Source organism: Psychrobacter sp. T6-5 (assembly GCF_052258485.2).
In the GTDB taxonomy this organism is placed as follows: domain Bacteria; phylum Pseudomonadota; class Gammaproteobacteria; order Pseudomonadales; family Moraxellaceae; genus Psychrobacter.
In genome coordinates this window covers 930854-954625 of sequence record NZ_JBQQEY020000001.1, presented here as the reverse complement: position 1 = coordinate 954625, position 23772 = coordinate 930854, and the positions used below count along the sequence as shown (strand labels likewise).

19 protein-coding genes are annotated in these 23772 nt (G+C 46.0%); 11 read left to right on the top strand and 8 right to left on the bottom strand.

Going from position 1 to position 23772, the window contains the following annotated elements:
* Window positions 1-14 precede the first annotated feature (14 nt).
* Together ACTXGK_RS18765 and ACTXGK_RS18760 are read right to left on the bottom strand one after the other, a co-directional pair.
* On the bottom strand, window positions 15-701 hold the full coding sequence (locus ACTXGK_RS18765; RefSeq protein WP_443515629.1) for a MotA/TolQ/ExbB proton channel family protein: 687 nt from the start codon (window positions 699-701) through the stop codon (window positions 15-17).
* A gap of 108 nt (window positions 702-809) precedes the next feature.
* Window positions 810-1778 carry an energy transducer TonB gene (locus ACTXGK_RS18760; protein WP_443515631.1) on the bottom strand — a complete coding sequence of 323 codons (969 nt, stop codon included), beginning with the start codon at window positions 1776-1778 and terminating at the stop codon, window positions 810-812.
* A gap of 560 nt (window positions 1779-2338) precedes the next feature.
* On the opposite strand from ACTXGK_RS18760, the gene ACTXGK_RS18755 reads away from it, so the two are divergent.
* The 4 genes from ACTXGK_RS18755 (at window position 2339) to ACTXGK_RS18740 (ending at window position 6629) form a co-directional block, all read left to right on the top strand.
* Window positions 2339-3391 carry a siderophore ABC transporter substrate-binding protein gene (locus tag ACTXGK_RS18755; RefSeq protein WP_443515633.1) on the top strand — a complete coding sequence of 351 codons (1053 nt, stop codon included), beginning with the start codon at window positions 2339-2341 and terminating at the stop codon, window positions 3389-3391.
* A gap of 115 nt (window positions 3392-3506) precedes the next feature.
* Complete coding sequence (locus ACTXGK_RS18750; protein WP_443515635.1) at window positions 3507-4598, top strand: ABC transporter permease; 1092 nt, start codon at window positions 3507-3509, stop codon at window positions 4596-4598.
* 116 nt (window positions 4599-4714) lie between these two features.
* Window positions 4715-5800 carry an iron chelate uptake ABC transporter family permease subunit gene (locus ACTXGK_RS18745; RefSeq protein WP_443515637.1) on the top strand — a complete coding sequence of 362 codons (1086 nt, stop codon included), beginning with the start codon at window positions 4715-4717 and terminating at the stop codon, window positions 5798-5800.
* A 58-nt stretch (window positions 5801-5858) separates the two neighbouring features.
* Window positions 5859-6629, top strand: coding sequence for an iron ABC transporter ATP-binding protein (locus ACTXGK_RS18740; RefSeq protein WP_443515639.1), 771 nt, complete (start codon window positions 5859-5861; stop codon window positions 6627-6629).
* A 429-nt stretch (window positions 6630-7058) separates the two neighbouring features.
* Here the strand turns inward: ACTXGK_RS18740 and ACTXGK_RS18735 are convergent, their stop codons facing one another.
* A complete protein-coding gene (locus ACTXGK_RS18735) occupies window positions 7059-8399 on the bottom strand; it encodes a PepSY-associated TM helix domain-containing protein (protein WP_443515641.1) in 1341 nt (446 codons plus the stop codon).
* 163 nt (window positions 8400-8562) lie between these two features.
* The gene (locus ACTXGK_RS18730) at window positions 8563-10650 is read right to left on the bottom strand and encodes a TonB-dependent receptor, heme/hemoglobin family (RefSeq protein WP_443515643.1); all 2088 of its coding nucleotides are present in this window, start codon (window positions 10648-10650) and stop codon (window positions 8563-8565) included.
* Between the two features lie 502 nt (window positions 10651-11152).
* Between ACTXGK_RS18730 and ACTXGK_RS18725 the strand changes: the two genes are divergently transcribed.
* The 4 genes from ACTXGK_RS18725 to ACTXGK_RS18710 all read left to right on the top strand — a co-directional run bounded on the left by ACTXGK_RS18725 (window position 11153) and on the right by ACTXGK_RS18710 (window position 14790).
* Entirely contained in the window at window positions 11153-11428 is a 276-nt protein-coding gene (locus tag ACTXGK_RS18725) for a Trp family transcriptional regulator (protein WP_201578751.1), read from the top strand.
* Window positions 11429-11515: 87 nt separating this feature from the next.
* Window positions 11516-12934 carry an anthranilate synthase component I family protein gene (locus ACTXGK_RS18720; protein WP_443515645.1) on the top strand — a complete coding sequence of 473 codons (1419 nt, stop codon included), beginning with the start codon at window positions 11516-11518 and terminating at the stop codon, window positions 12932-12934.
* Between the two features lie 33 nt (window positions 12935-12967).
* On the top strand, window positions 12968-13615 hold the full coding sequence (locus ACTXGK_RS18715; protein WP_443515647.1) for an anthranilate synthase component II: 648 nt from the start codon (window positions 12968-12970) through the stop codon (window positions 13613-13615).
* Between the two features lie 191 nt (window positions 13616-13806).
* Complete coding sequence (locus ACTXGK_RS18710; RefSeq protein ID WP_443515649.1) at window positions 13807-14790, top strand: DMT family transporter; 984 nt, start codon at window positions 13807-13809, stop codon at window positions 14788-14790.
* Between the two features lie 222 nt (window positions 14791-15012).
* On the opposite strand, the gene ACTXGK_RS18705 is transcribed toward ACTXGK_RS18710, so the two are convergent.
* From ACTXGK_RS18705 to hutC, 4 genes are all read right to left on the bottom strand, one after another.
* Complete coding sequence (locus ACTXGK_RS18705) at window positions 15013-15756, bottom strand: amino acid ABC transporter ATP-binding protein (protein ID WP_443515650.1); 744 nt, start codon at window positions 15754-15756, stop codon at window positions 15013-15015.
* Window positions 15757-15997: 241 nt separating this feature from the next.
* Window positions 15998-16735 (bottom strand): amino acid ABC transporter permease, encoded by a 738-nt coding sequence (locus ACTXGK_RS18700; protein WP_075106828.1) that lies wholly within the window; start codon window positions 16733-16735, stop codon window positions 15998-16000.
* Window positions 16735-17571: an amino acid ABC transporter substrate-binding protein gene (locus tag ACTXGK_RS18695; protein ID WP_443515653.1), complete on the bottom strand. Its 837-nt coding sequence runs from the start codon at window positions 17569-17571 to the stop codon at window positions 16735-16737. The genes ACTXGK_RS18700 and ACTXGK_RS18695 overlap by 1 nt, the downstream gene beginning before the upstream one ends.
* A gap of 327 nt (window positions 17572-17898) precedes the next feature.
* A complete protein-coding gene (gene hutC / locus ACTXGK_RS18690) occupies window positions 17899-18642 on the bottom strand; it encodes a histidine utilization transcriptional repressor HutC (protein WP_443515655.1) in 744 nt (247 codons plus the stop codon).
* A 293-nt stretch (window positions 18643-18935) separates the two neighbouring features.
* Between hutC and hutU the strand changes: the two genes are divergently transcribed.
* From hutU to hutH, 3 genes are all read left to right on the top strand, one after another.
* Window positions 18936-20648 carry a urocanate hydratase gene (gene hutU, locus ACTXGK_RS18685; protein ID WP_443515656.1) on the top strand — a complete coding sequence of 571 codons (1713 nt, stop codon included), beginning with the start codon at window positions 18936-18938 and terminating at the stop codon, window positions 20646-20648.
* A gap of 70 nt (window positions 20649-20718) precedes the next feature.
* Window positions 20719-22083 carry a YjiH family protein gene (locus tag ACTXGK_RS18680; RefSeq protein ID WP_443515657.1) on the top strand — a complete coding sequence of 455 codons (1365 nt, stop codon included), beginning with the start codon at window positions 20719-20721 and terminating at the stop codon, window positions 22081-22083.
* Window positions 22084-22204: 121 nt separating this feature from the next.
* Window positions 22205-23767, top strand: a complete 1563-nt coding sequence (gene hutH / locus ACTXGK_RS18675) for a histidine ammonia-lyase (RefSeq protein ID WP_443515659.1) — start codon at window positions 22205-22207, stop codon at window positions 23765-23767.
* Window positions 23768-23772 lie beyond the last annotated feature (5 nt).

Sequence of the window (23772 nt, the reverse complement as noted above, 5' to 3'; positions counted from 1 at the left end):
CAAGAGGTGCTTTTTTATTCTGCCACAGAGCTGCTGTAGTGACGCGCTTGCTGCGTATCTACTGTTGCATCGACAGCATTTGAGCGATTGCCTTTAACCGCCTGCACCGATGTTGCCCCCGCATTCGGGCTAGTAGACGATGGCACAGGCTCAGCAGACCCGGACAACAGATCATGTGCTCTATCATTGGCTTGATACATCACACGGCGATTGATACGTACTGCTAGGTTGTAAAACACCACAGCTGGAATAGCCACGGCGATACCCAATCCGGTCATAATTAGTGCCTCACCAACGGGTCCAGCCACTTGTCCCAATCCTGCCTGTCCACTCATACCAATATTATGCAGCGCGTGGAAAATACCCCACACCGTGCCAAATAAGCCGATAAATGGTGCGATCGCGGCCGTCGTTCCAAGAATAGGTAAGCCGCGCTCGCTTGCAAAACGGTAGCGCCCTATGTGCTTGAGTAATGTCTGCTCGGTCACCAAACGGCGCGTCGCTGCATCAGAGCCAACCAAATCGGCCTGCTTTGCTTGTAGTTGTTGACTCAAGTCATCTGCCACACTGGTCGCCAGTTTGCGACTTTGCAATACGCGGACGATACCTGTCACCCAAGAGAGAATAGATAACGCAAGTAACACAAAGAACAACGTCTTTGTCACCATGTCGCTGATCTGCCAGTATTGCATAAAGTCCATGTCAGACTCCTTAATGTTTTATGCCATCACATGCTACTAAAATGAGTATCATGCCTTGTCTTATTATGAAAGATTATCAATAAATACGTTGTTATAAAATATAAATACTTAAGGAACCGCATAGCTGATCGGCAAGGTCACATTGCCCACCACTGGTGCGCCATTCTTGGTAAAGGGTTTGAACTTGCCAGAGCGTACTTGACGCTGGGCTTCTTTATCCAGCAAAGTATTGCCTGAAGACTGCGCCACTCGCACGCTATCGATACCACCTTGTTTATTGACGCGCAGTACCAATACCACGTTGAGCGTATCACCTGAACGCGCTCTACGTGCCGCACGATCAGGAAAGCTAAAGTTCGGTGCAGAGGCCCAATTGGCAGCGCTCGCAGTAAAGCTCACAGGCTCATTACTCTGTGCTCGAGCAGCAGCCTCAGCTGCTTCTCTAGCGGCTTGTGCTTGAGCGGCGGCTTCTGCTTCTCTAGCAGCTTTGGCTTGTGCCTCAGCCTTAGCATCCGCGACTCTTTTAGCTTCTTGCGCCGCTCTGTCTTGTGCTTCTTGAGCGGCTTTTTTGGCTCGGGCAGCAGCCTCTTTGCGCTGTTCATCAGCAGCCGATGTATCGACTATCGGTTCTGGGCTTATCTTTTTGGGTACTGCTTCTTTTGGTACAGGCTTTTGACTACTCTCAGTAGATGTTTTTTCGGTTGCGATGATCGGCGGTGTTTCAGATACTTTTTTCACCACAGGCTTCGCTGGTTCTATAGGTGTCTCGACACGCTTCTTAGGCGGTGGCTCTGCTTTCGGCTTTTGTACAGGCTTAGGTTGCACTTCTTTTTTGACGGTGACCTTTTGGACTTGCTGCACAGGTTCTTTCGTTTCTGCTATAGGCGCTGCGCTTTTAGTCGGTAGCGTGACGAACTCTATTTCGACCGGCGGTATGTCTTGTTTTGGCTCAGGCTGTAGTTTGGGCGCTTTTATGCTCACCAATGCAACTGCTGTTAGCACATGCAGCCCTACTACTACTAAAATAGAGAGTAGGATCGATCTGATTGGTGGGGCCTCTAAATCCGTTGAACTCATAACAGCCTAATATTTATTGTCCGGGATGGAATGGCGTAGATAATAATGCAAACGATAATTATTATCAATAATAATTTACAATATTTCTTTGCTTGCCAACTTTTTTAAGCTTCTTTTGCTGAGCTTATTTGATTAACCAACACCTCTATTTTGATACATGTGACTCATCTACTGCCTGTCTTTAGGAAAAAGTATTAACTATTCAATGATACAAATATTGACTCACCTTGTAGACAATTATTTATAGATAGCCATCTATTGCTAATAAAAACCATTATCATTTGTATTGATAATGAGTCTCAACTACTTTATCATAGCGGCTGTTCTGCCTAGCAGTCCTATTCTAAAAAATGATTTATATAAGAATATTCAAACTATAAAAACGCCTAACCTATAAGAACAAGGTTAGCAGGCAGAACCGATGAGATTTCTACCAGCCTATCTCGAATGTATTCGAAAGCATGCTTAATAACTCTCGTCATTCTCCTATTTTTTATTGTCCTACATGTGCAACTAGATTGTTAAAAGATTGCCTAAATACACGATATACCGAGTCTATTATGTCTACTACTTCATTATTAAGTCGCTCTACCAGTCCTTTTTTTAAGCGTCCATTATTGGCTACTATGATGACAGCTTTAGTCGCTGCTATTAGTGTGACAGGTTGTAGCTCACCTGAGTCTGACGCCTCTGAATCAGCTGATGCTACAGCTACCAATCAAACGGCCAATGAGTCTGCAAACGTTGCCAACAACGATGCCGTATCTGCTGAAAAAATCACGGTGAATACGGTTAAGGGTGATGTTGAGCTGGCAATGAGTCCCTCACCACTGGTGGTTTATGACATGACCTTGATGCAAGACTTGGCGGCACTAGACGTGGCTGTTGACGGCATGCCTGGTAACTTGCGATTAGACAATTTACACTCAGAAACGCAGCCTGAACCAAAAGCGGTCGGTACTGTGTTTGAGCCAGATCTTGAAGCATTAAATGCCATGCAACCACAAGCAATCTTGGTGGGCTCACGCATGGCAGAAAAGTATAACGAGCTGTCAAATATCGCGCCGACGTTGGATATGTCTATTGATACGGCTAATATTTATGAGTCGAGTAAGCAGCGTCTGCATGATTTGGGTGCGTTGTTTGGCAAAAGCGATCAGGCAGCTACACTACAACAAAACATAGATACGCTGATCGACGAGACAAAGGGTGTCACTAAAAATAAAGGCACTGGTTTGGTCGTTATGGTCAATGGCAATAAAATGTCAGCATATGGCGATAAATCTCGTTACGGGTTTATCCATACGGTGCTAGATGTGCCAATGGCAGATAAGCAGATTGCCGATGCCCCTCATGGACAGCCGGTCTCTTTTGAATATATCCAAAAAGCCAACCCAGACTGGTTGTTTGTTATCGATCGCAGCGCCGCGATTGGTGAAGATGGTATCGGTGCCAAAGCCGTATTGGACAATCCGCTGGTCGCGCAGACCAATGCGTGGAGCAAGCAGCAAGTGGTTTATCTAAGCCCAGACTCTTACCTAGCATTTGGTGGCTATTACCAATGGATGCAGGATCTCACAACGATTAAAGATGCCTTTTCTAACGCCAAGTAACTGTGCTTATTGTTGAATAACCGCCCTACTACTAAGTCGTTGCGCAAGTAATTGCACAAAACGTAGGCAATTATTACTACCGTTATCACTGCTCATTTTTAAGCCAATAGAAATTATGTCGTTATTTTCACACCGTGCTCGTGCTAGGCTCAAACCTAGCGCTTCTTTGCCAGTATCAAATTGGCAAGGAAGCGCTAGCCATACTTTAGGCTCGAAATATCGACGTGCCGCCATACCACCGTGGTTAATCAATACCGCAAGCCTCATTATCATGGGGCTTTTGGTGTTATTGAGCTTATCTATTGGTGTGGCTGACTTTTCGTGGTCGGGTATATTGCAGAGTCTTCTAACTCAGAGTGCCAATTCTGATAGCTCGCTACTACTGGTCAGCCGTATCCCGCGTACCGTTGCGATTATTTTGACGGGCATTGCGATGGCAGTGGCAGGAATGATCATCCAAGTAGTGCTAAAAAACCGCTTTGTAGAGCCGTCCATGGTCGGCGCAACTCAGAGTGCTGCACTTGGTTTGCTGGTGGTCAGTCTGCTGTTCCCTGCCAGTGCGCTCATTGTGAAGATGAGCGTGGCGACCATCGCCGCTGTATTCGGTATGATGCTCTTTATGCTATTGATTCACCGTATACCGCCCACTGATTTTTTGATGGTTCCACTGATTGGCATTGTCTTCGGCGGCATTATCGAAGCAGTCACTACCTTTATCGCCTATCAAACTGAGTCGCTACAGATGCTCAGCGTCTGGCAGTTTGGGGATTTCTCAGGCGTATTGGCAGGGCGCTATGAGCTGTTGTGGCTCACGGGCGCGCTGTGTGTGCTCGCCTATATCATCGCCGATAAGCTAACCATCGTCGGTTTGGGTGACAATATCGCCTTGAACTTAGGTATTAGTAAGCGCCAAGTCACATGGGTTGGCGTGGGTATGGTAGCCATGATGAGTGCCGTTGTCGTCGTGACGGTCGGTATGATTCCTTTTATTGGCCTCGTCGTGCCAAACATTGTGAGCCGACTGATGGGAGATAAGTTGCGTCGCAGCTTGCCCGCAGTCGCGCTACTAGGCGCTTCGGCAGTATTGCTATCCGATATTATCGGTCGCTCGATTCGCTATCCATTCGAAGTGCCTGTTGCCACTGTCTTTGGCGTGGTCGGTACGGTGCTGTTTTTGTGGCTATTATTGCGCGCGCCAGCTGAGTAATAAGACTGAGCAGTAAAACTGAATAATAAAACAGCAATCGTTAATCGATTAACCATTTATTTAATGCCGTTCATTTTTTGCTTGAGTAGATAAGCTTGGCACCATAGGATTTATTTATGTTCTCATCAACTAAGCTTACTTCTACCAAGACTAATGCTACCAAAACTAGCACAGCGATAGATAACTCATCTTCAGCAGATAGTCAGTATTCAGCTGCTGCCCAAGGTCAGTTGGCAAAGCTTTGGGCACGGATAGCTGCGCATCCAAAATCCATTGCAGCTATTATTCTACTGATCTCGATGACCTTGTTTATGACACTCAATGTCAATGGCTATTGGGATTTTGCGCTACCATTACGCGGCAAAAAACTGCTGGCACTAATGGTAGTTGGTTATGCGATTGGCGTATCGACGTTACTGTTTCAGACGTTGACTCACAATCCAATTCTAACGCCTTCCCTACTCGGGTTTGATTCACTCTATGTTCTTTTGCAGAGCTTACTGGTTTTCTTTTTAGGGGCAATTAGTTTTACCAGTCTCGATCCTATTGCCAAGTTCATGCTAGAGATTGTCCTGATGTTTGGGGCATCTTTATTATTGTTTAAGCTATTATTTTCTAAAAGCAGTCAGGATTTGACGCGGCTAATATTGGTGGGTGTTATCTTTGGTGTGTTGTTTCGCAGTCTATCAGCACTCATTGCACGGCTGATTAACCCTGATGATTTTGTGGTCTTACAGTCCGCTAGCTACGCGCAGTTCAATACCGTCAATCCTCAGCTACTAGGCATCAGCTTATTTATCTGTGCCATCACTGCGGTGTTTGTGTGGCGCTGGCGTTATCAGTGTGATGTGCTGATGCTCGGACAAGCCCAAGCCATTAACCTTGGTATCAATTATCAACGTCTGGCCTTTGGTCTATTAACTGTCATTGCTGTACTGGTTGCCACGGCCACTGCACTGGTCGGTCCAGTGACTTTCTTTGGTCTGCTGGTTTGCGCACTGACCAATCGTATGGCACGACATATGTATCACACTGAGCGGCTGATATTAGTCAGTTTGGTTGCCATGATTTGCTTAGTGCTGGGTCAAACACTCTTTGAGCAAGTGCTAGACATGGCAGGCGTATTGTCCGTCGTGATAGAGCTAGCAGGTGGCCTCGTGTTCTTGGCATTGATATTTATGTCCCAGCGCCGTTCAGTATGACCACTTAACTGATACTGTTAATAAAGAAAGCCCTAAGATTTTTTAAAATAAGATGATTATGATTAAACTGAATAATATCTCTCACTATATTGGCAAACAACAAATCTTGCATGATATTACGTTGTCCCTACCAACGGCGCAGGTCATTGCTTTGATTGGGCCTAACGGCGCTGGAAAATCGACGTTGTTTTCCGTCATGGCTCGCTTGCAACCGTTACAGGCTGGACAAGTAAGCTTTGCTGTAGATAATGAGGAACGTGACATTGTCAGCTGTCAGGCGCGCACACTGGCCAAGACGGTCGCTATGCTTGGACAAGACAACCATGTGCAAGGACGCCTACGCGTGCATGAGCTGCTGATGTTTGGTCGTTACCCTTATCATCAAGGACAGCCAACCATAGACGATCAGCAAAAAGTAAAAGAAATCCTCGAGCGCTTTGAGCTGGAGCCACTTGCCGAGCGTTTCTTGTCAACGCTATCAGGTGGACAGCGTCAGCGCGTGCTGATCGCGATGATTGTCTGCCAAGACACGCCTTATCTATTGCTCGATGAGCCACTAAATAACCTAGATATGTATCATGCTGGTCGGCTGATGCGTGAGCTACGCCAGCTTAGCCATAGTCAGCAAAAAACCGTGGTAATTGTCCTGCATGATATCAACCAAGCGGCACAGTTTGCCGATACGGTCGTTACAATGAAAGCAGGAGAAGTGACGGCTGTTGGTCGTCCTTCTGATGTTATTACTCAAGAAACGATGAAAGATCTGTACAACGTTGATGTCACTGTCCTAAGTCATCAGGGTCGTCCTGTGATTGTGGATACGGTTTAAGTACAGCATTTCGCAAACAACAGAAGAAATTATCGATGCATAAAGCGCTATTAAATAATCGATGGATAAACTACAAAAACCTATCTCTATTAATTTTAGTGATTAGCTTTTGCCTGTTCATTTATTACGCTTTAAATAAAGAGGTGTCAGATACCTTTTTTTGGTTAGGAATGACTTTATATGTTCTAAGATTGGTGGTTATTCCTATGGATTTTACTCAAGACATCGCATCAGTAGATTACACAAAGAACTATGATAAAAATAATAGTTGGCATAGATGGGTCATGATAGGTGAAAAGTTTGCTTGCTCTATTTTCACTGTTTGCATAGCATACGACATATTTTTATTATTAAAGTGATAACTAGGGTATGGTTTTCATTTAGTAAATAATGATCTAAATGAAAACACACCCTAAGAATATAAATATATTATCGGCCCTTTTGCAACGCCTTTAAACGTTGCTGTCGGCCTTTCCACCAGAGATACACACCTGTCCCTGATAGCACCGCAACTGCCAGTCCAATCATTGCCAAAAATGCTTGATACAGTCGATGGCTCCAACCTTGACCGATATGTCCCATATGCAGCGTTGACAGCCATTGGTCTACTTTATTGCCAAAACCGCTTTGATAACCAAAATTAACGCGCGCGACCTCTCCTGTGGCAGCATCAACCGTAATAGATGACGCGCCGCCGTGTGTACCAATATCTCTATCTGTTTTGAAACGCATCTGCCATTGCTCGTCCTCTGCAACCCAGCGGATACCCAATAACTGCTGTACAGCCGTACCATTCTGCCGCGCCGCAATATCGGCTTGGGCACTCAGATAGGCAATGCTATTGCTCTTATTGACTATTTGAGCGGTGGCGTCCGCTGTATTGCGGCTATCGTTAACAGTCGTATTTGAGTTTATAGACTTATCTGCCCTACCCTGATTTTCTACTGTTTTATTCGGTTCAGGCTTGGTTGGCGGTCGCCCTCTTTCTCTTGGCGTCAGACCGACCACTGCCTGCATCACAGGTTGATAAACGGGTTTTAGATTAAACCCAACGCTCGACCAAGCGATGACAAATAGCATAACCCATAGCCACAGACCAAAAGCATGATGCAAATCATAGTTAAGCTTAAAGGTATTGGTTTTGCGGCGAATTTTCCATGCAGGTAGCCAGCGCTTCCAAAAAGACGCACGTTTTTTCTTAGTTAATAACACCGTAGCGCGTTTTTTGGTAGCACGCGGGAACGTCAGATAGAACCCAATAAAACAATTGAGCGTCCATACCAGCGCGACGATGCCCAATGTCAGCCTACCAATATCACCAAGCAATAAATCACGGTGCAGCCAAAACACTTTCCACATGGTGTTGTGCCATGCCCAAGTATCTTTATTCCGTGTGCCGATGATGTCGCCAGTATGAGGGTCAACATAAACCTCATCAAAGGTTGGCTCAGGTGCGTCTGAACTGGCATTACCGCGCCATCTGTCTACAGCAAATACAACCGATTTACCGTCATCAATAGCAGTCGGCATACTAGAAAATGTGTAATCGGGATACGTCGTTATTACTGTGTCATGTAGCGCTGCGATGGAGCGTGGCGGTGTGTTTTGCGCCTCGATACTGGCCAGCTTGTGATTAAACACATCATCAAGCTCATGATGAAAAGCGAGCAGCGCACCCGTGAGACTGGCAATGATCAAAAAGGCTGCTATAGCAAGCCCAGTATAACGGTGAATCCACAAGCAGGCTTGGCGAGGATTGAATGTGATCATTGGTCTTGGTTCTTTATTATATGTTGTTTGGGTAGGTATTTATCAGTCAGCACGTCATTGCTGCTATAGCCAATTCAAAAGCCAGTAGGCAATAAAAAGCCAGCTCCCATGTAAAGACAGCTGACTCTATAAGTACGATTAGACTCAAACCAGATAAGCTATATTAAAACTGATACGTTAAAGACGTTTTGATATTACGTCCCATTTCAAAATCAGTATAGGCATCATCGATAGAGTTGCGCGATGCATGGCTTGCATAAGTCTCATCAAAGATATTGTATACACCTAGCGTGGCCTTTAGACCTTCGATTTGAGTTGGCGCATAAGTCATAAAGATATCATGCACGTCATAGCCTGGTTTTTCGTTGTCATCACTGGCGGTATTTGGTGTCACATCGGCGACATAAGTACTGCGCCAGCCAAGCTCGGTGGTACTGGTTGGAGCGTAACCAAGATTGACCATGTACTTGTCACCAGACTCTGAGCCACTGCCACTGACAGAAGAGATATTGTAACCCGTATCTTCGCCTTTGCTACGCGCACGAGCATAGCTTAGCCCCATGTTGAAGTTATCTGCTCGATAGTCGGCTGATAACTCTACGCCTTTGATTTTGAAATCTTCGTCATTATTAATAACACCTTGGCAGGCTTCAGGGGCAGCACTTGTACCTAGTTGCCCAGTGGTACAATTCATACCAGTTCTACTGCCACCTGCACGTACGAACTCAATATAGTTTTCGATATTGGTTTCAAAGTACTTAGCGCTCAGTTTTAAAGAGTCATCAGCCATCGTCAAACCACGCAGCGTTGTCGCAATACCGACTTCTGCATTGTCACCTTCTTCTGCTTTTAGGTCATTGTTCACATAGGTATCAACACCGTCGGAATTAAAAATCGTTTGGCTAAGATCTGGACCATTAAATAACTGCGTATAGCTCGCAAATAGCTGAGTGCGCGGTGCAATCTCATAACTGGCAGCCAATGCGCCAACGACATTGTCATAAGTCTTGCCAGCCGATACATACTCTGGAGACTCATAACGGTCGTAACGGACGCCTGGCGTTAAGCTAAGCTTGCCCATTTGCCATTGGTCTTCTAGATAGACTGAGGTATTGGTTGCCTCATCAGTGCTCGCCTTGCCAAAATCGCGCGCCATCTCAGATTCTTTTTTGTAATGCTCAACCCCAGCGATGAATTTATGAACCCCTGGCACACCATTGATGATACTGCTATCAACGATACTGGTGTTCTGTACTTTGCCGCCTGTAGTTTTGACTTCCGCATCAAACTCAAACCCAGGTATGCCATCAGAGTTACGCAAAATCTGTGTGCTGGTCTGATATACATTGGCGTCTACATCGACCAACTGGTTGGCAGGACTATAAGCGTAGTCAAGCGCATAGGTATCGCGTTTGACTTCCTGCGGGATGATTGGGTTCCAGTCACCAGCAGGAAAATCTGGACGTAATGGGAACTTACCTTTGTTTTCGGTACGGCTAAAGCTAGCGCCTACATGATGATCACTACCGACATACGCACCCGCTTTTAATAAGATGTTTTCGCCTTCACTGTTTTCCGTTTGGATTTTACGGCCTTTACCATCTTCACCAGCGTCCGCATTACGTTTGCCATAATAAGCCAGCAAATCAATATTTTCTGTTGGCGCACTATACACAGTAGCTGAGGTTAACAGCTCATCATTGTTACTGCCGTAGCCTGCATGCAGCTTAGCACCTACTTTTTGACCAGGCTTAAGTAAATCTGCCGCGTCGACTGTCTCAAAAGCAACCGCACCGCCGATAGCATCATTACCGAGCGTCACTGAGTTATTGCCCACTGACACCTCTGCTTGTTTTAGCAGATCTGGATCAATCGTGACATCACCCATGTGGTAGAACAACGCGCCTTCTTGACGTGCGCCATCAATCGTTACTTTTAGATTGGTATCATCAAGACCACGTACACGAATACGTTGGTTGACTGATGAGGTACCGCCTACGCTTACTCCCGGTACAACGTCTAGAAAATCGCTCAGATGGCTTGCTTGAGCTGCTGGCGTATAGTCATCTATATAGACAGAGTCTTCTTGTACATTATCGCGGACAGAGCTATTTGCTGTCACGGTAATCGTTTGCAACGTCGTATTTGGCATATCTGCTGCCGTTGCAGCACTGGCAGCTTGTGCACATAATACCGCTGCTACACCCATAGATAGCACAGTCAATCTGCTAGATAACTTTACTTCGCGCATAACACATCTACTCACTTTGTTTACTGTCAAAAATTAGAATTATTTTTAAAACCTATCATCAAATAGCCCTTAAAATAGCGCCTATCAGAAGATTCAACACCTTAAAAACACTTAATCATATCGTGCAAATAACACTATTAATGCTAATGATAATGATTAGCGTTTAAATAAAGAGAGGTATAATAACTAAGTATTAACACTTTGGCAATAATTAATATCATACATTCTCAATTCTAGTACTTAGTACGCCAAGTGAACGCAGCAATACAACGCAGCAACGCTTGGTATTAACTATAAATAGGCTATCGAATATGATAATGACCACGAGTTGAATCTGTATAAGCAGAGCTTAAAAATCATCACTTCTACAGCAGCCTGCTATTAACTCAGCTCGTCACTTGTATTTCTTGTACTACTGTACTAGAATGCTGATACAAGCCGAGAGCATCATGGCTATACTGACTGTTTTTGATTAAGACGACTGATTATAAGACGATAAATTATGAGTACCGACCCTTATCACAGCTTACTGAGTCATCTGGCAAATTGTACTGATAGCGCAGATATCGAAAAGCTACTCAGTGCCCTGCTGACGGATAAAGAACAGCACGACATTGCTAACCGTATTCGTATCTTTGACTTGCTTGATCGAGGTATCACGCAGCGTGACATCTCTGAGCAACTAGGCGTTGGTATTGCTACTGTCTCTCGCGGTGCTAGAGCCATGCACAGCCATGATGTGAGTGCATTGCTTGCGACCCATAGAGAACGCGCTTAAACCACCGATCTCGATATCTTCTACCCTTTTACTCATTACTTTATTAATTGTTGATTGACACATATTTGAACCATTTTGGACTTTATTATGACTGCTAGTACGCCCATACATACCCAACCTGCACCTATCGATATCCCGAGCAAACCACAACGCATCAAGCTCACGCAGGATATTGATTTTTTTGCGCTATTCAAACGTATCGAGAGCGCTTTCGACACCTGTTATTTGCTCGAGTCATTGGGCGAAGACAGTCATATCTCACGCCACCATGCCATCGGCTTTGACCCTGTGACCACCATCGCTGCTATTGACCGTAATACGCTCGCGATTACCGATAACAAAACGGCTGAAACCACCCGTTATCAAACTGACAATCCTTATCAATTGCTCCGCACCATCACGCCGCAGCACGTCATTGCTCGCGATCAAAGTGGCGGTCTCGTCGGTTATTTGGGCTATGACTGTGTGAATTTTTTTGAGCCAAGTCTAGAAGCGAAAGCCAGTGAAGACTTTGAGCCGTTCAAATTCGGCGTGTATCTAGATGGATTGACGCTAGATAAGATGACCGGCGAGATTTTCTATTTTTATTATCCGACCGCTCAGCAAAACAACCGCATCGAGCAAATCAAAGCCCTACTTGATGAGCCAGTTCCCAGCTACGAAGCGCCCACCGTTGAGTTTTTGGGCGATGGTATGAGTCAAGAGGAGCATGCCAAGGTAGTGATGCAAGTCAAAGAAGACATCATCTCTGGTCGTATCTTTCAGTGCGAGGTTGGGTTTAAGTCCAAATATCGTATCGCTGGCGACAAAATGCCCATCTACGAAAAACTGCGCGCGGTCAATCCGTCACCGCACATGTATTTTATGAAATTTGCTCAGCAGTGCATCATTGGCGCTTCCCCTGAGCTACTGTTTCGCTTGCGTCAGGGAGAGATGGAAACTTACCCACTCGCAGGTACTGCCAAGCGCGGCGTCGATGTGGTCGAAGATCGCAAACTTGCCCGTGCTCTACTTAACGATGACAAAGAAATTGCCGAGCACAATATGCTGGTCGATTTGCATCGTAATGATATTGGTCGCGTGGCGCGATTTGGTACGGTAAAAGTGCGTAGTTTGATGGACATCAAGCGCTTCTCGCACGTACAGCATATCTCCTCTGAGATCGTTGGTATCTTGCACCCTGACGAAGATATGTTCAGTGCCCTTGCCAGCAACTTCCCCGCTGGTACGTTATCAGGCGCACCCAAGGTAGAGGCTATTAAGGTGATTAATGAGCTCGAGCCAGATGGGCGCGGTGCTTATGGCGGCGCGCTGGGTTCATTTAATTTTAATGGTGATTGTATCTTTGCCATTCCTATTCGTAGCCTGTTTATTAGCGGCGAGTCAGCCTACGCGCAAACGTGCGGCGGTAATGTCTACGACTCAAACCCAGCCGATGAGTACCTAGAGATTCAGCGCAAACTGTCGGCGATGAAAGTCGTATTAGACAGCTTTATGCAACCGTAATTACCCCTATTTTTATCAAAGAGTTTATGACCCATGAATGTTTTAATTATTGATAACTACGACTCGTTTACCTTCAATCTCTACCAATATGTCGGCGAGATTCTCCAAACCTTGAGCGATGATAAAGAAACCAGCGTCATCGTTAAGCGCAATAATGAGATTACCCTTGCAGAGGTAGAAGCGATGAATCTGGATAGAATCATCATTTCACCAGGTCCAGGTTCCCCTGATGATCCTGCGTATTTTGGTATCTGTAGCGAGGTCATCGAGAAACTGGGCAAAACTGTGCCACTACTGGGCGTATGCCTCGGAATGCAAGGCATCGCGCATGTGTTCGGCGGTGATGTGGTACGTGCCAGTGTGCCGATGCATGGCAAGGTCTCATCGATTCGCCATGATGGTGCCGGTATTTATCAAGGATTACCGCAAGAGCTTGAAATTATGCGCTATCACTCACTGGTGGTAAAAGCCGATACGATCCCAAGCTGCTTAACGATTACCTCAGTCGTCGCCAATGAGAGCCGTGCTGATTTAAGCTTTGATGAATCTGCACTGACAGGTGATGAGATTATGGGACTAAAGCACAAAGACTATCCAATTCAAGGCGTGCAATTTCACCCAGAATCTTTTGCCACTGAAGGTGCTAAGCGTTTGCTAAGTAACTTTCTATTGCAGGTGTAAGCGCTACTATCCAGCCACGCCTTCCATTTTAAATGACAGTCGATTAAATTTAGACCACGCCCTAGTAGCAGTTTACAATCTTTTAATGATAGACTAAAAGAACAAACAAAAGACAGCCCTTGAACCGGTTGTCTTTTCTTATTGCAATATGGCTTGGCGCGCTTACATCACAGGCGCTTTGGCAACCCTCAATGTCATTTAGATCGCAAGAAGAAACCATTATGGCAAATATCGACAGTACAGCGGCGATACACTCGCATCAGTCATGGATAGGCATTGTTCAAATCATTACCGCGGCAACCTGTTGGGGGACGCTTGGGATCTTCTCAACCTACCTCAATCAAATGGGCTTTAGTGGTTGGCAAGTAACGATATTACGCATTGTGACGGCAGCAGTGATTATCTTAGCCATGCTACCGACCCTATGGCCACAGCTGATCAAACTACGACCCAAGCAGTGGTTTGGGCTGGCACTTCAGTCCCTGATTGGTGTACTGGGGATGTCCGTCTGCTATTTTTTTGCCGTCAGTTATGTTGGCGCGGGCCCTGCGGTGGCTTTGCTCTACACCGCGCCTGTGTTTAGCTTGTTATTCTCAAAGTTTTTGCTCAGTGAGTCCATTACGCGAAAATCTATCGCACTGGCATTCATGGCGGTTTTTGGGGTTGGGTTGACGATGCTGGGTGAGCAAGCACAAGTCAATTGGGGTGTTTTACTCGGGTTGGCAGCAGGGATGTGCTACTCACTATACGGCGTACTCGGTAAGCGTGCGATGCATGATGCGCACCCTGCCCCTTTGGTATTTTTCACTTCCGTAGTGATCAGCGCGTGCGGGCTGCTACTACTGCCCGAAACGTATCACACCTATGAGCAGCTCATGTCCTTGCCACTACTGACTTGGGGCTATGTGTTAGGGCTATCACTCTTGGGTACTGTCGTGCCCTTTGGCCTTTATATGAAAGCATTAGAGAAGCTGCCCGCCTCTCGTGCTTCTGTTTTTACGATTTTTGAGCCGTTGACGGCGATTGCGCTGGCAATGATACTGCTACATCAAGCTCTGTCTTGGATTCAATATCTGGGCGTGACGCTGATTTTGCTAGCGGCGTTGTTAAATGCAGTAGTTAATGGCACAACCACGCGCGTCCCTCGTTGGCTTAAAAGACGGAAAACGGTCTAGCTTTATTATTTGGTGGTCTGGCAGGATGCGATAGCCAAATCTAGATTAAAAAAGCGACGCAAAAGATAGACTCGATTAAAAGGTATTTTTCTCGCTTGCTGTATCTACGCTGACAGAGGCTATGTAAAATTTATTCCAAACCGTCAAACTCAAATTATAGACACAAAAAAAGCCCTCAATGGGCTTCTTTCTAACTAAACATATTGCAACAATATAAATCGCTTACTGCTCGATACGTTGCAAAAACGCCTGCGTCCGCGGATGCTTTGAATCTTCAAACAACTGCTTAGCGCTGCCTTCTTCGACAACGACACCGTCTTCGATTAAGACCACGTGGTCTGCCACATCACGGGCAAAGTTGATTTCGTGAGTGACCACGACCATCGTCCAACCTTCAGAGGCGAGCTGCTTCATGGTTTCAAGGACATCCTGTACCAGCTCTGGATCTAGTGCAGACGTTGGCTCATCAAACAGTAACAACGACGGCTCAATCGCGAGCGCACGGGCGATACCAATACGCTGCTGCTGACCACCAGATAGCTGGAATGGATAGAGATCGGCTTTGTCTGATAGCCCTACTTTATCTAGCAAGACCAAAGCCTGCTCTCGTGCTTGCGCTTTGCTTTGTCCTTGCACGACAGTAGGCCCAAGCATCAAGTTTTCAATGGCTGTCTTATGCGGGAACAAATTATAAGACTGAAACACCATGCCAGATTTACGCTGCAAAGCGAGCAGCGTTTTTTTGCTTGGCTTAGTCGCAAAGTCAACTTTTAAGCTGTCATCATCAAACGCAATGACACCTTTATCAGGAATCTCCAGCGCATTAAGACAACGCAAAAATGTGGTTTTACCAGAGCCTGAAGGTCCTAATATGACGACCACTTTACCTTTATTAATGGTCAAGTCGATGCCTTTTAGCACTTGATTGCCACCAAAGGCTTTATGAATATTAGTGACTTTGATCATAAAAATTCCTGTTGTGCTAGGGCGTGTCATCAATTAGCCCATTCAATCATTTAGCGGTCTTAAAATGGCTAAACCTTATCAAATATCGTCAAAAATATTGTGAATATACCTATATTCTCTGCAATTTTTTCCTCATTTGACTACTATTTATCTCATTTTAAGCCTCGCTATCGAAATGATGATACGCCCTAGTCTATATTTGCGAATGTCTATTGAGCCATAACTTACTTTACTACGTAGCTTATTTTGCTACATAACGATCAAGGCGCGTTTCAAGCTTGCCTTGGATAAAGGTCAAGAACAGACAGATACCCCAATAAATAATCGCCGCTTCGGTATACACCAGCATAAACTCATAGTTACGAGCCGTGATGATCTGCGCTTGTTTAAATAGCTCAGTGACCAATACCAGTGAAGCAAGTGAAGTATCTTTTACTAGACTGATAAAGGTGTTAGACAATGGCGGCACCGACACGCGCAGCGCTTGCGGTAAAATCACATGACGGAAAGTCTGTAGATATGTCAAGCCAACAGTTGAACCCGCTTCCCATTGCCCTTTTGGAATAGACAAAATCGAGGCGCGCACCGTCTCTGATGCATACGCACCAATATTGAGCGAGAATGCAATGATCGCTGAAGGAAACGGATCGAGCTTGACGCCCACACTTGGTAAACCGTAGAAAATAATAAACAGTTGAACCAGCATCGGTGTACCACGAATCGCGGATACATAGATACGAGCCAAGCGATAAATGATCTCATGGAACCAACCAGCACGCGGTACAATCCGAATCAATGCGACGGTCAGAGCAATCGCCATACCGATAGCAAATGAGATCAATGCCAGCGGTATCGAATAATAGATACCGCCTTTGAGCATTGGCCAAAACGACGAGATGACAATCTGTGCTCGATCAGGACTCATAAATGGCAATAATGCCAATAGTTCAGCGAGCACAGATGTGATAGAAGCCAACATTACTTTTGTTGACTTACATCAGCACCAAAGAACTCTTCACTAAGTTTGGTGAGTGTACCATCAGCGGCAAGTGCTGCCATTGCTTCATCCAATTTTGCCACAACTTCATCATTACCTTTGATAAGCACGAGACCTGAGCCTGTTTGTTCACTTGGTGGGGCTGTCAGTTTGATCTCAAGATCAGAATCCGGGAATTTTTTGAGATAATCGAGTACGGCTAGGTTGTCATTCATCGTAAAGTCAGCGCGGTCTTGTTTAACCAATTGGATCGCTTGCGCCATACCATCGACAGGGACGATTTCTGCGCCGTATTTTTCTGCTAGCTCACCGTAGTTACTGCTAAGTGACTGCGCCGTACGTAGACCCTTTAGGTTATCCCAAGAGCTATAACGGTTGTCATCAGTCGGTGCCAATGCAACCGCGCCTGACCAGCTATAAGCCATAGATTTGTCATATTTAGCTTGACGTTCCGGCGTCGTTAAGCTGACTTGGTTGGCCACCATATCAAAGCGTTTTGAATCCAAACCTGCTAGCATCGCATCCCACTGAGTCTCTTTAAACTCAACATTAACGCCCAGTTTGTCCGCGACCGCACGCGTCACTTCGACGTCATAGCCTGTCAGCTTACCACTCTCATCATGATACGTGAACGGAGGATACGTACCCTCTGTACCGACGTTAATCGTGCCGCCGTTATTGATACGTTGCAGCAAATCAGAACCGCCTGTCGACGCAGTGTCAGTGGCGGTAGTATCGGCTTCATTAGTATTAGACTGACCACAAGCAGCAAGCAAAACAGTACTAGCAGCAAGGGCTAAAAGAGTACGACGTTTCATAAGACGTCCTTATAAGAGTAAATGAATAAGTGAAAATGGTTAGCGCCAACAACAAATAGGGAAAAGCCGATACAAGAGGACAATATAATAAACGCCCTGCAATATTCGGCTTTGGCTGCTCGATTTGAGGATGCTCAGCATATTTTTCAATGCGGCTTCCCTATTATTTTTGAATTTTTTAAGCGTATTACGATCAGAGTGCTCTTCAATAAATCGCTACTGCTGCTAAGTAAATCGCAGCTCATGGATATAGTATCTCACTTTAGACAGAAAAAACGTACAAAATCAGTGAGCATACGTCAGGTAGTGACTGTCATTCACGGACGACTACAGCTCACCCGAGAATTGATAGCGATCACCGGCATGCCACATCTTCACAAAAGTGACGACCTGACCGGCTGAATAAGTCTGGCGACGCAATACGAGCGTTGGTGACTGCGCGGCAATCTGTAAAGCATCTGCTACCTTTATTGGTGCCGCAAGCGCACGTATGGTGTAGCTACCACTCTCTAACGGTATTTTGGCAACCAAATAATCACTGGTATTAACCACGGTAAAATCTTGTTCAATGAACTCAGGCACTTTTTTGGCATCGACCCAGCGCTCTTCGAATTGTATGGGCTGACCATCTGCAACGTGAATGATTTTCACCTCGTATAAAATCGGTGCATCACTAGCGTCTGTATGAGCCATTATAGCCATTTCATCAATACCAAACTTACGGCGCAACTCATCATCGAGCATCGAAGCAGTCACCGCGCGCTTACTCACTACTTTTGCTTCGTAATCGCGATTGGCAGATTTGAGATCCTCTGCGATATTACGCACTTCCACAAAGGTATGATTGAACTGCTGCTGTGCGACAAACGTCCCTGAGCCTTGACGGCGCTCCAATACACGCTCCTCGCTCAGCTCTTTGAGCGCGCGATTCACCGTCATCCGAGAAACACCAAACTCCTCAGCCAGTGCCATTTCTGTAGAGATCGCATTGCCTGCTTGCCATTTGCCAGAGTGAATATTGTCTAATATCGCATTTTTAATCCGCTGATACGCCGGAATCGTTTTTGTCATATTTGTTTTAAACCGTCAGTTCCGCTAATAAGAGTAGCGCCATAATATCACGACAATCATGCGAACTCTTATTCATATCACTCTATCAGTTATGCTCTTTTTTTCATTAATTCTAATTTTTATCAAAAAATCCTTGCATGAAAAAACTATCTTTGATAATTTGTATATACAACTTATAGCAAGTCTAACAATCTTGACCTAGCTACTCTATATTTCGATGCGTTTATAGACTGACTGTAAAACACCTACTCTGATTATTTTATCGCCCTATTAGTTACCACAAGGATATGACCATGACTACTGAAAACGGAACCAACAATAAACTTACCCGCCGTGATGAGTCTCGCGATATCGCCGCGCCTACAGGCAGCACGTTGCATTGCAAAAGCTGGCTGACCGAAGCCCCGTATCGTATGCTGCAAAACAATCTACATCCTGATGTAGCAGAAAACCCAAAAAGCCTTGTGGTGTATGGTGGTATCGGACGCGCAGCCCGTAACTGGGAAAGCTATGATCAAATCCTAGAATCGCTAAAAGAATTAGAAGACGACGAAACCTTACTCGTGCAATCAGGCAAACCTGTGGGCGTGTTTCAAACCCATGAAAATGCACCGCGTGTATTGATTGCCAATTCTAACCTTGTGCCACGCTGGGCAACATGGGAGCATTTCAATGAGCTCGATCGCAAAGACCTATTTATGTACGGTCAGATGACGGCAGGTAGCTGGATTTATATCGGTACCCAAGGCATCGTGCAAGGGACTTACGAGACCTTTGTCGAAGCAGGTCGTCAGCATTATGATGGCAGCTGGGAAGGTCGCTGGATTTTGACCGCGGGTCTGGGCGGTATGGGCGGCGCGCAGCCACTAGCCGCAACCTTTGCAGGCGCAACCTCATTGAACATCGAATGTCAGCAATCGAGCATCGATTTCCGCTTGCGTACTGGTTATGTCGATAAGCAAGCAGACGATCTTGACCATGCTTATGAATTGATCAAACAACATACGGACGCGGGCGAAGCCGTCTCTATCGCCCTACTCGGTAACGCTGCAGATATATTGCCTGAAATGGTCAAGCGCGCTAATGCTGGCGGCATGAAACCTGATTTGGTCACCGATCAAACCTCAGCGCATGATTTGATCAATGGCTATCTACCAAGCGGCTGGACGGTTGAAGAATGGAAAGCAGCTCAAGAAGATCCGGAGCAACACGCAGCCCTCACCAAAGCCGCTGCTCAATCTTGTGCGGTACACGTCCAAGCGATTTTGGATCTGCAAGCGATGGATATCCCAGCGACTGATTACGGCAATAATATCCGTCAGGTGGCGTTTGATGAAGGCGTCAAAGATGCCTTTAACTTCCCCGGTTTTGTCCCTGCTTATATTCGTCCGCTGTTTTGCCAAGGTAAAGGCCCATTCCGCTGGGTAGCGCTATCAGGTGATCCAGAAGATATCTATAAGACCGATCAAAAAATCAAAGAGTTGTTCCCTGAAAACAAGCATATCCATCGCTGGCTCGATATGGCAAAAGAGCGTATTCAATTCCAAGGCTTGCCTGCGCGTATCTGCTGGTTAGGTCTGGGTGAGCGTGACAAAGCAGGTTTGGCATTTAATGAAATGGTCAAAAATGGTGAGCTCAAAGGCCCTATCGTCATTGGTCGTGATCACCTAGATACTGGCTCTGTCGCCAGTCCAAACCGCGAAACAGAAAGCATGAAAGACGGCTCAGACGCGGTATCTGATTGGGCGCTATTGAACGGTATGCTCAATGTCGCAGGCGGTGCTACTTGGGTATCACTACATCATGGCGGCGGTGTCGGCATGGGCTACTCGCAGCATTCAGGCATGGTCATCGTTGCAGATGGTACAGACGCTGCGGCCAAACGCTTGTCGCGCGTGCTGGTCAATGACTGCGGTTCAGGCGTTATGCGTCATGCCGATGCAGGTTATGAGTTAGCAATTAAAACCGCGAAAGATTACGGTCTAAACCTGCCAATGATTAAATAGTTTGTTCCTTGCCCTTATGAGCGATGAATTGACATAAGGACATAACCGCCGATTTATCAAGGAGGATAATATGATTGAGCAAAATACAACATCTGATCTGCACGATGACAATGCAACGACATCGTCAAAAAAACTGCTCTCGACCCCTGTGGCACTGATACAGCTCATTGTCTTTAGTGCTATCGGACTGGTGATGTTTTTTGTGCCGTTTACCATTGGTGAAAAAAGCACGATTTTGTTCGATCATGGCGCGACCTATTTGGTTAATCAGCAGCATACTCTGTCGGTGACGTTACTGTTTTTACTTATGCTGTATGGCGTGAGTAAACCATTTATCGACGGCTCGTGGAATAAGAATATCACTCACATGATTATGACTGGTTTTAAGGTCATTGGTCTGATATTGGCGGTGATGTATGTTGCTGGCGCTGCGCCTGCCTTCATGATGGAAGCCGACATGCTGCCGTTTTTGTTTGAAAAACTGGCATTACCAGTCGGCATGATTGTACCAATTGGGGCATTGATATTGGCATTTTTGGTTGGGTTTGGTTTGCTCGAGATGGTTGGTGTACTTATGCAGCCCATTATGAAACCTATCTGGAAAACCCCTGGATCATCGGCGATTGATGCCGTCGCTTCCTTTGTCGGTAGCTACTCTATCGGTCTACTCATTACCAATCGCGTGTACTTACAAAAGCAATATTCAGCGCGTGAAGCCATTATCATCGCGACTGGATTTTCGACGGTATCAGCAGCGTTTATGGTGATTGTGGCCAAAACGCTTGGGATCATGGAATTTTGGAATGTGTTTTTTTGGTCAACGCTAGTGATTACCTTTATTGTCACTGCGATCACCGCTCGAATTCCGCCCATCAGTCTGTTTGATGATAAGGTTGATCGTCCAACCCTCGATCACGCGAGAGGTAAACGACTAGCGGCAGCATTTGATTTGGGTTTGTCTACTTCTCGTCAAGCAACTGACCTCAAACAAATTTTGTGGTCTAATTTTCGTGATGGCCTGACGATGGCCGCTGCTGTTGTGCCTTCTATCATTGCGGTCGGCTTAACTGGATTGCTATTAGCAAAATATACGCCCGTATTCGATGCGTTGGGCTTGCTGCTTTATCCGTTCACATGGCTTGGCGGTCTACCAGAGCCGCTGGTCGCTGCCAAAGGAATGTCAGCAGGTTTGGCTGAAATGTTCTTGCCAGCACTACTGCTAAGTGACGCAGATATACTGACGCGCTATGTGGCAGGGGTCATCTCTATTAGCAGCGTACTGTTTTTCTCAGCCATGATACCTTGTGTGCTGGCAACTGAAATCCCAGTCTCTGTTGCTAAAATGGTCATCATTTGGTTCGAGCGCGTGGTTCTTAGTATTTTGCTGGCCGCAGCGTTTGGACAATTGGCGCTGTATATGAACTGGATTGGTTAATGAAAATGACATCAAAGAAGATATATTAAATGATCTAAAAGCGCCCAAACAGCTTAACCTCACAACGATATGCCTTAAAAATAATATAATTAACACCGCTTACAATACTAGGATTACCCCCATGAGCAATATCAAACAATTAACCTTACACCCACGCCAGCTTAGCTTTGAGATGCTACGCGATATCTATGAGCAGCCTGTCATATTGACACTGCCTGAGAGTGCTTATGCAGCCATAGATGCCTCGCATGAAGATGTGCGTACGATCATTGCTAGAGACAAAAGCGCCTACGGTATCAATACTGGTTTTGGTCTGCTTGCCAAGACGCGTATCAGTGATGACCAGCTTGAGCTGCTACAGCGCAACCTGATCGTTTCTCACTCGGTAGGTACGGGTGACGCGCTACCAGATGGCGTGGTACGACTAATTATGGTGATGAAAGTTGCCAGTCTGGCACAAGGCGTTTCTGGTGTACGCCGCGAGGTAGTTGATAGTTTACTTGGCTTAATCAACAACCAAATCACGCCCAATATCCCAGCCAAAGGTTCAGTCGGTGCGTCTGGTGATTTAGCGCCACTATCGCACATGACGCTTGCGATGATGGGTGAAGGTCACGTCTATGTCGATGGCAAAAAAGTCCTTGCCGCTGATGCCTTAGCGCAGCATGGACTTGAGCCGATTACATTGGCAGCCAAAGAAGGCCTTGCACTCATCAACGGTACACAAGTATCAACAGCACTGGCATTACGTGGTTATTTCTTAGCGCGTGATTTACTTGAGACAGCAACCATCGTCGGCTCACTGTCGATTGATGCGGCTAAAGGCTCGGACTCACCATTTGATGCGCGTATTCACGAAGTACGTGGTCATCATGGTCAGATAGAGATCGCCAAAGCACACCGTCAATTGATCAAAGGCAGTGCTATTCGTGCCTCGCACGATGGCGAACAAGACGATCGCGTACAAGACCCTTACTGCTTACGTTGTCAGCCGCAGGTCATGGGTGCTTGCCTTGATATCATCAACCAAGCAGGAAAAACGCTACTTATCGAATCCAATGCGGTGACAGACAACCCACTTATCTTTAATAACGAAGATGGTCCTGTCGCCATTTCAGGTGGTAACTTCCATGCGGAGCCAGTGGCTTTTGCCGCGGATATTTTAGCCTTGGCAATTGCTGAGATTGGCTCGATGTCTGAGCGCCGTGTGGCCTTGCTGATTGATGCAACGCTGTCAGGTGGCTTACCGCCATTCTTGGTCGATAACGCTGGGGTCAACTCAGGTTTTATGATTGCGCATGTGACCGCAGCAGCACTGGCCTCAGAAAACAAATCTATCGCCCATCCAGGCAGTGTCGATAGTATCCCGACTTCTGCCAACCAAGAAGACCATGTATCCATGGCAACGTATTGTGCTCGCCGACTATACGAGATGGCGCAAAACACCGCCACCATCATCGGTATTGAGCTGTTGGCTGCTGGTCAAGGTATCGACTTCCATCGAGGACTCGAGACATCAGAGCCATTGACAGTGGCGCATCAAAAGCTACGCGAGCATGTGACGTTTTATGATAAAGACCGCTACCTAGCCCCTGATATCGAAGCCGCCAAACAGCTAGTACTAGACGGTACACTTGCTCATCACTGGCAAGAACTGCGTCGCGACTGGTACGAGTCTAAGTAACAGTT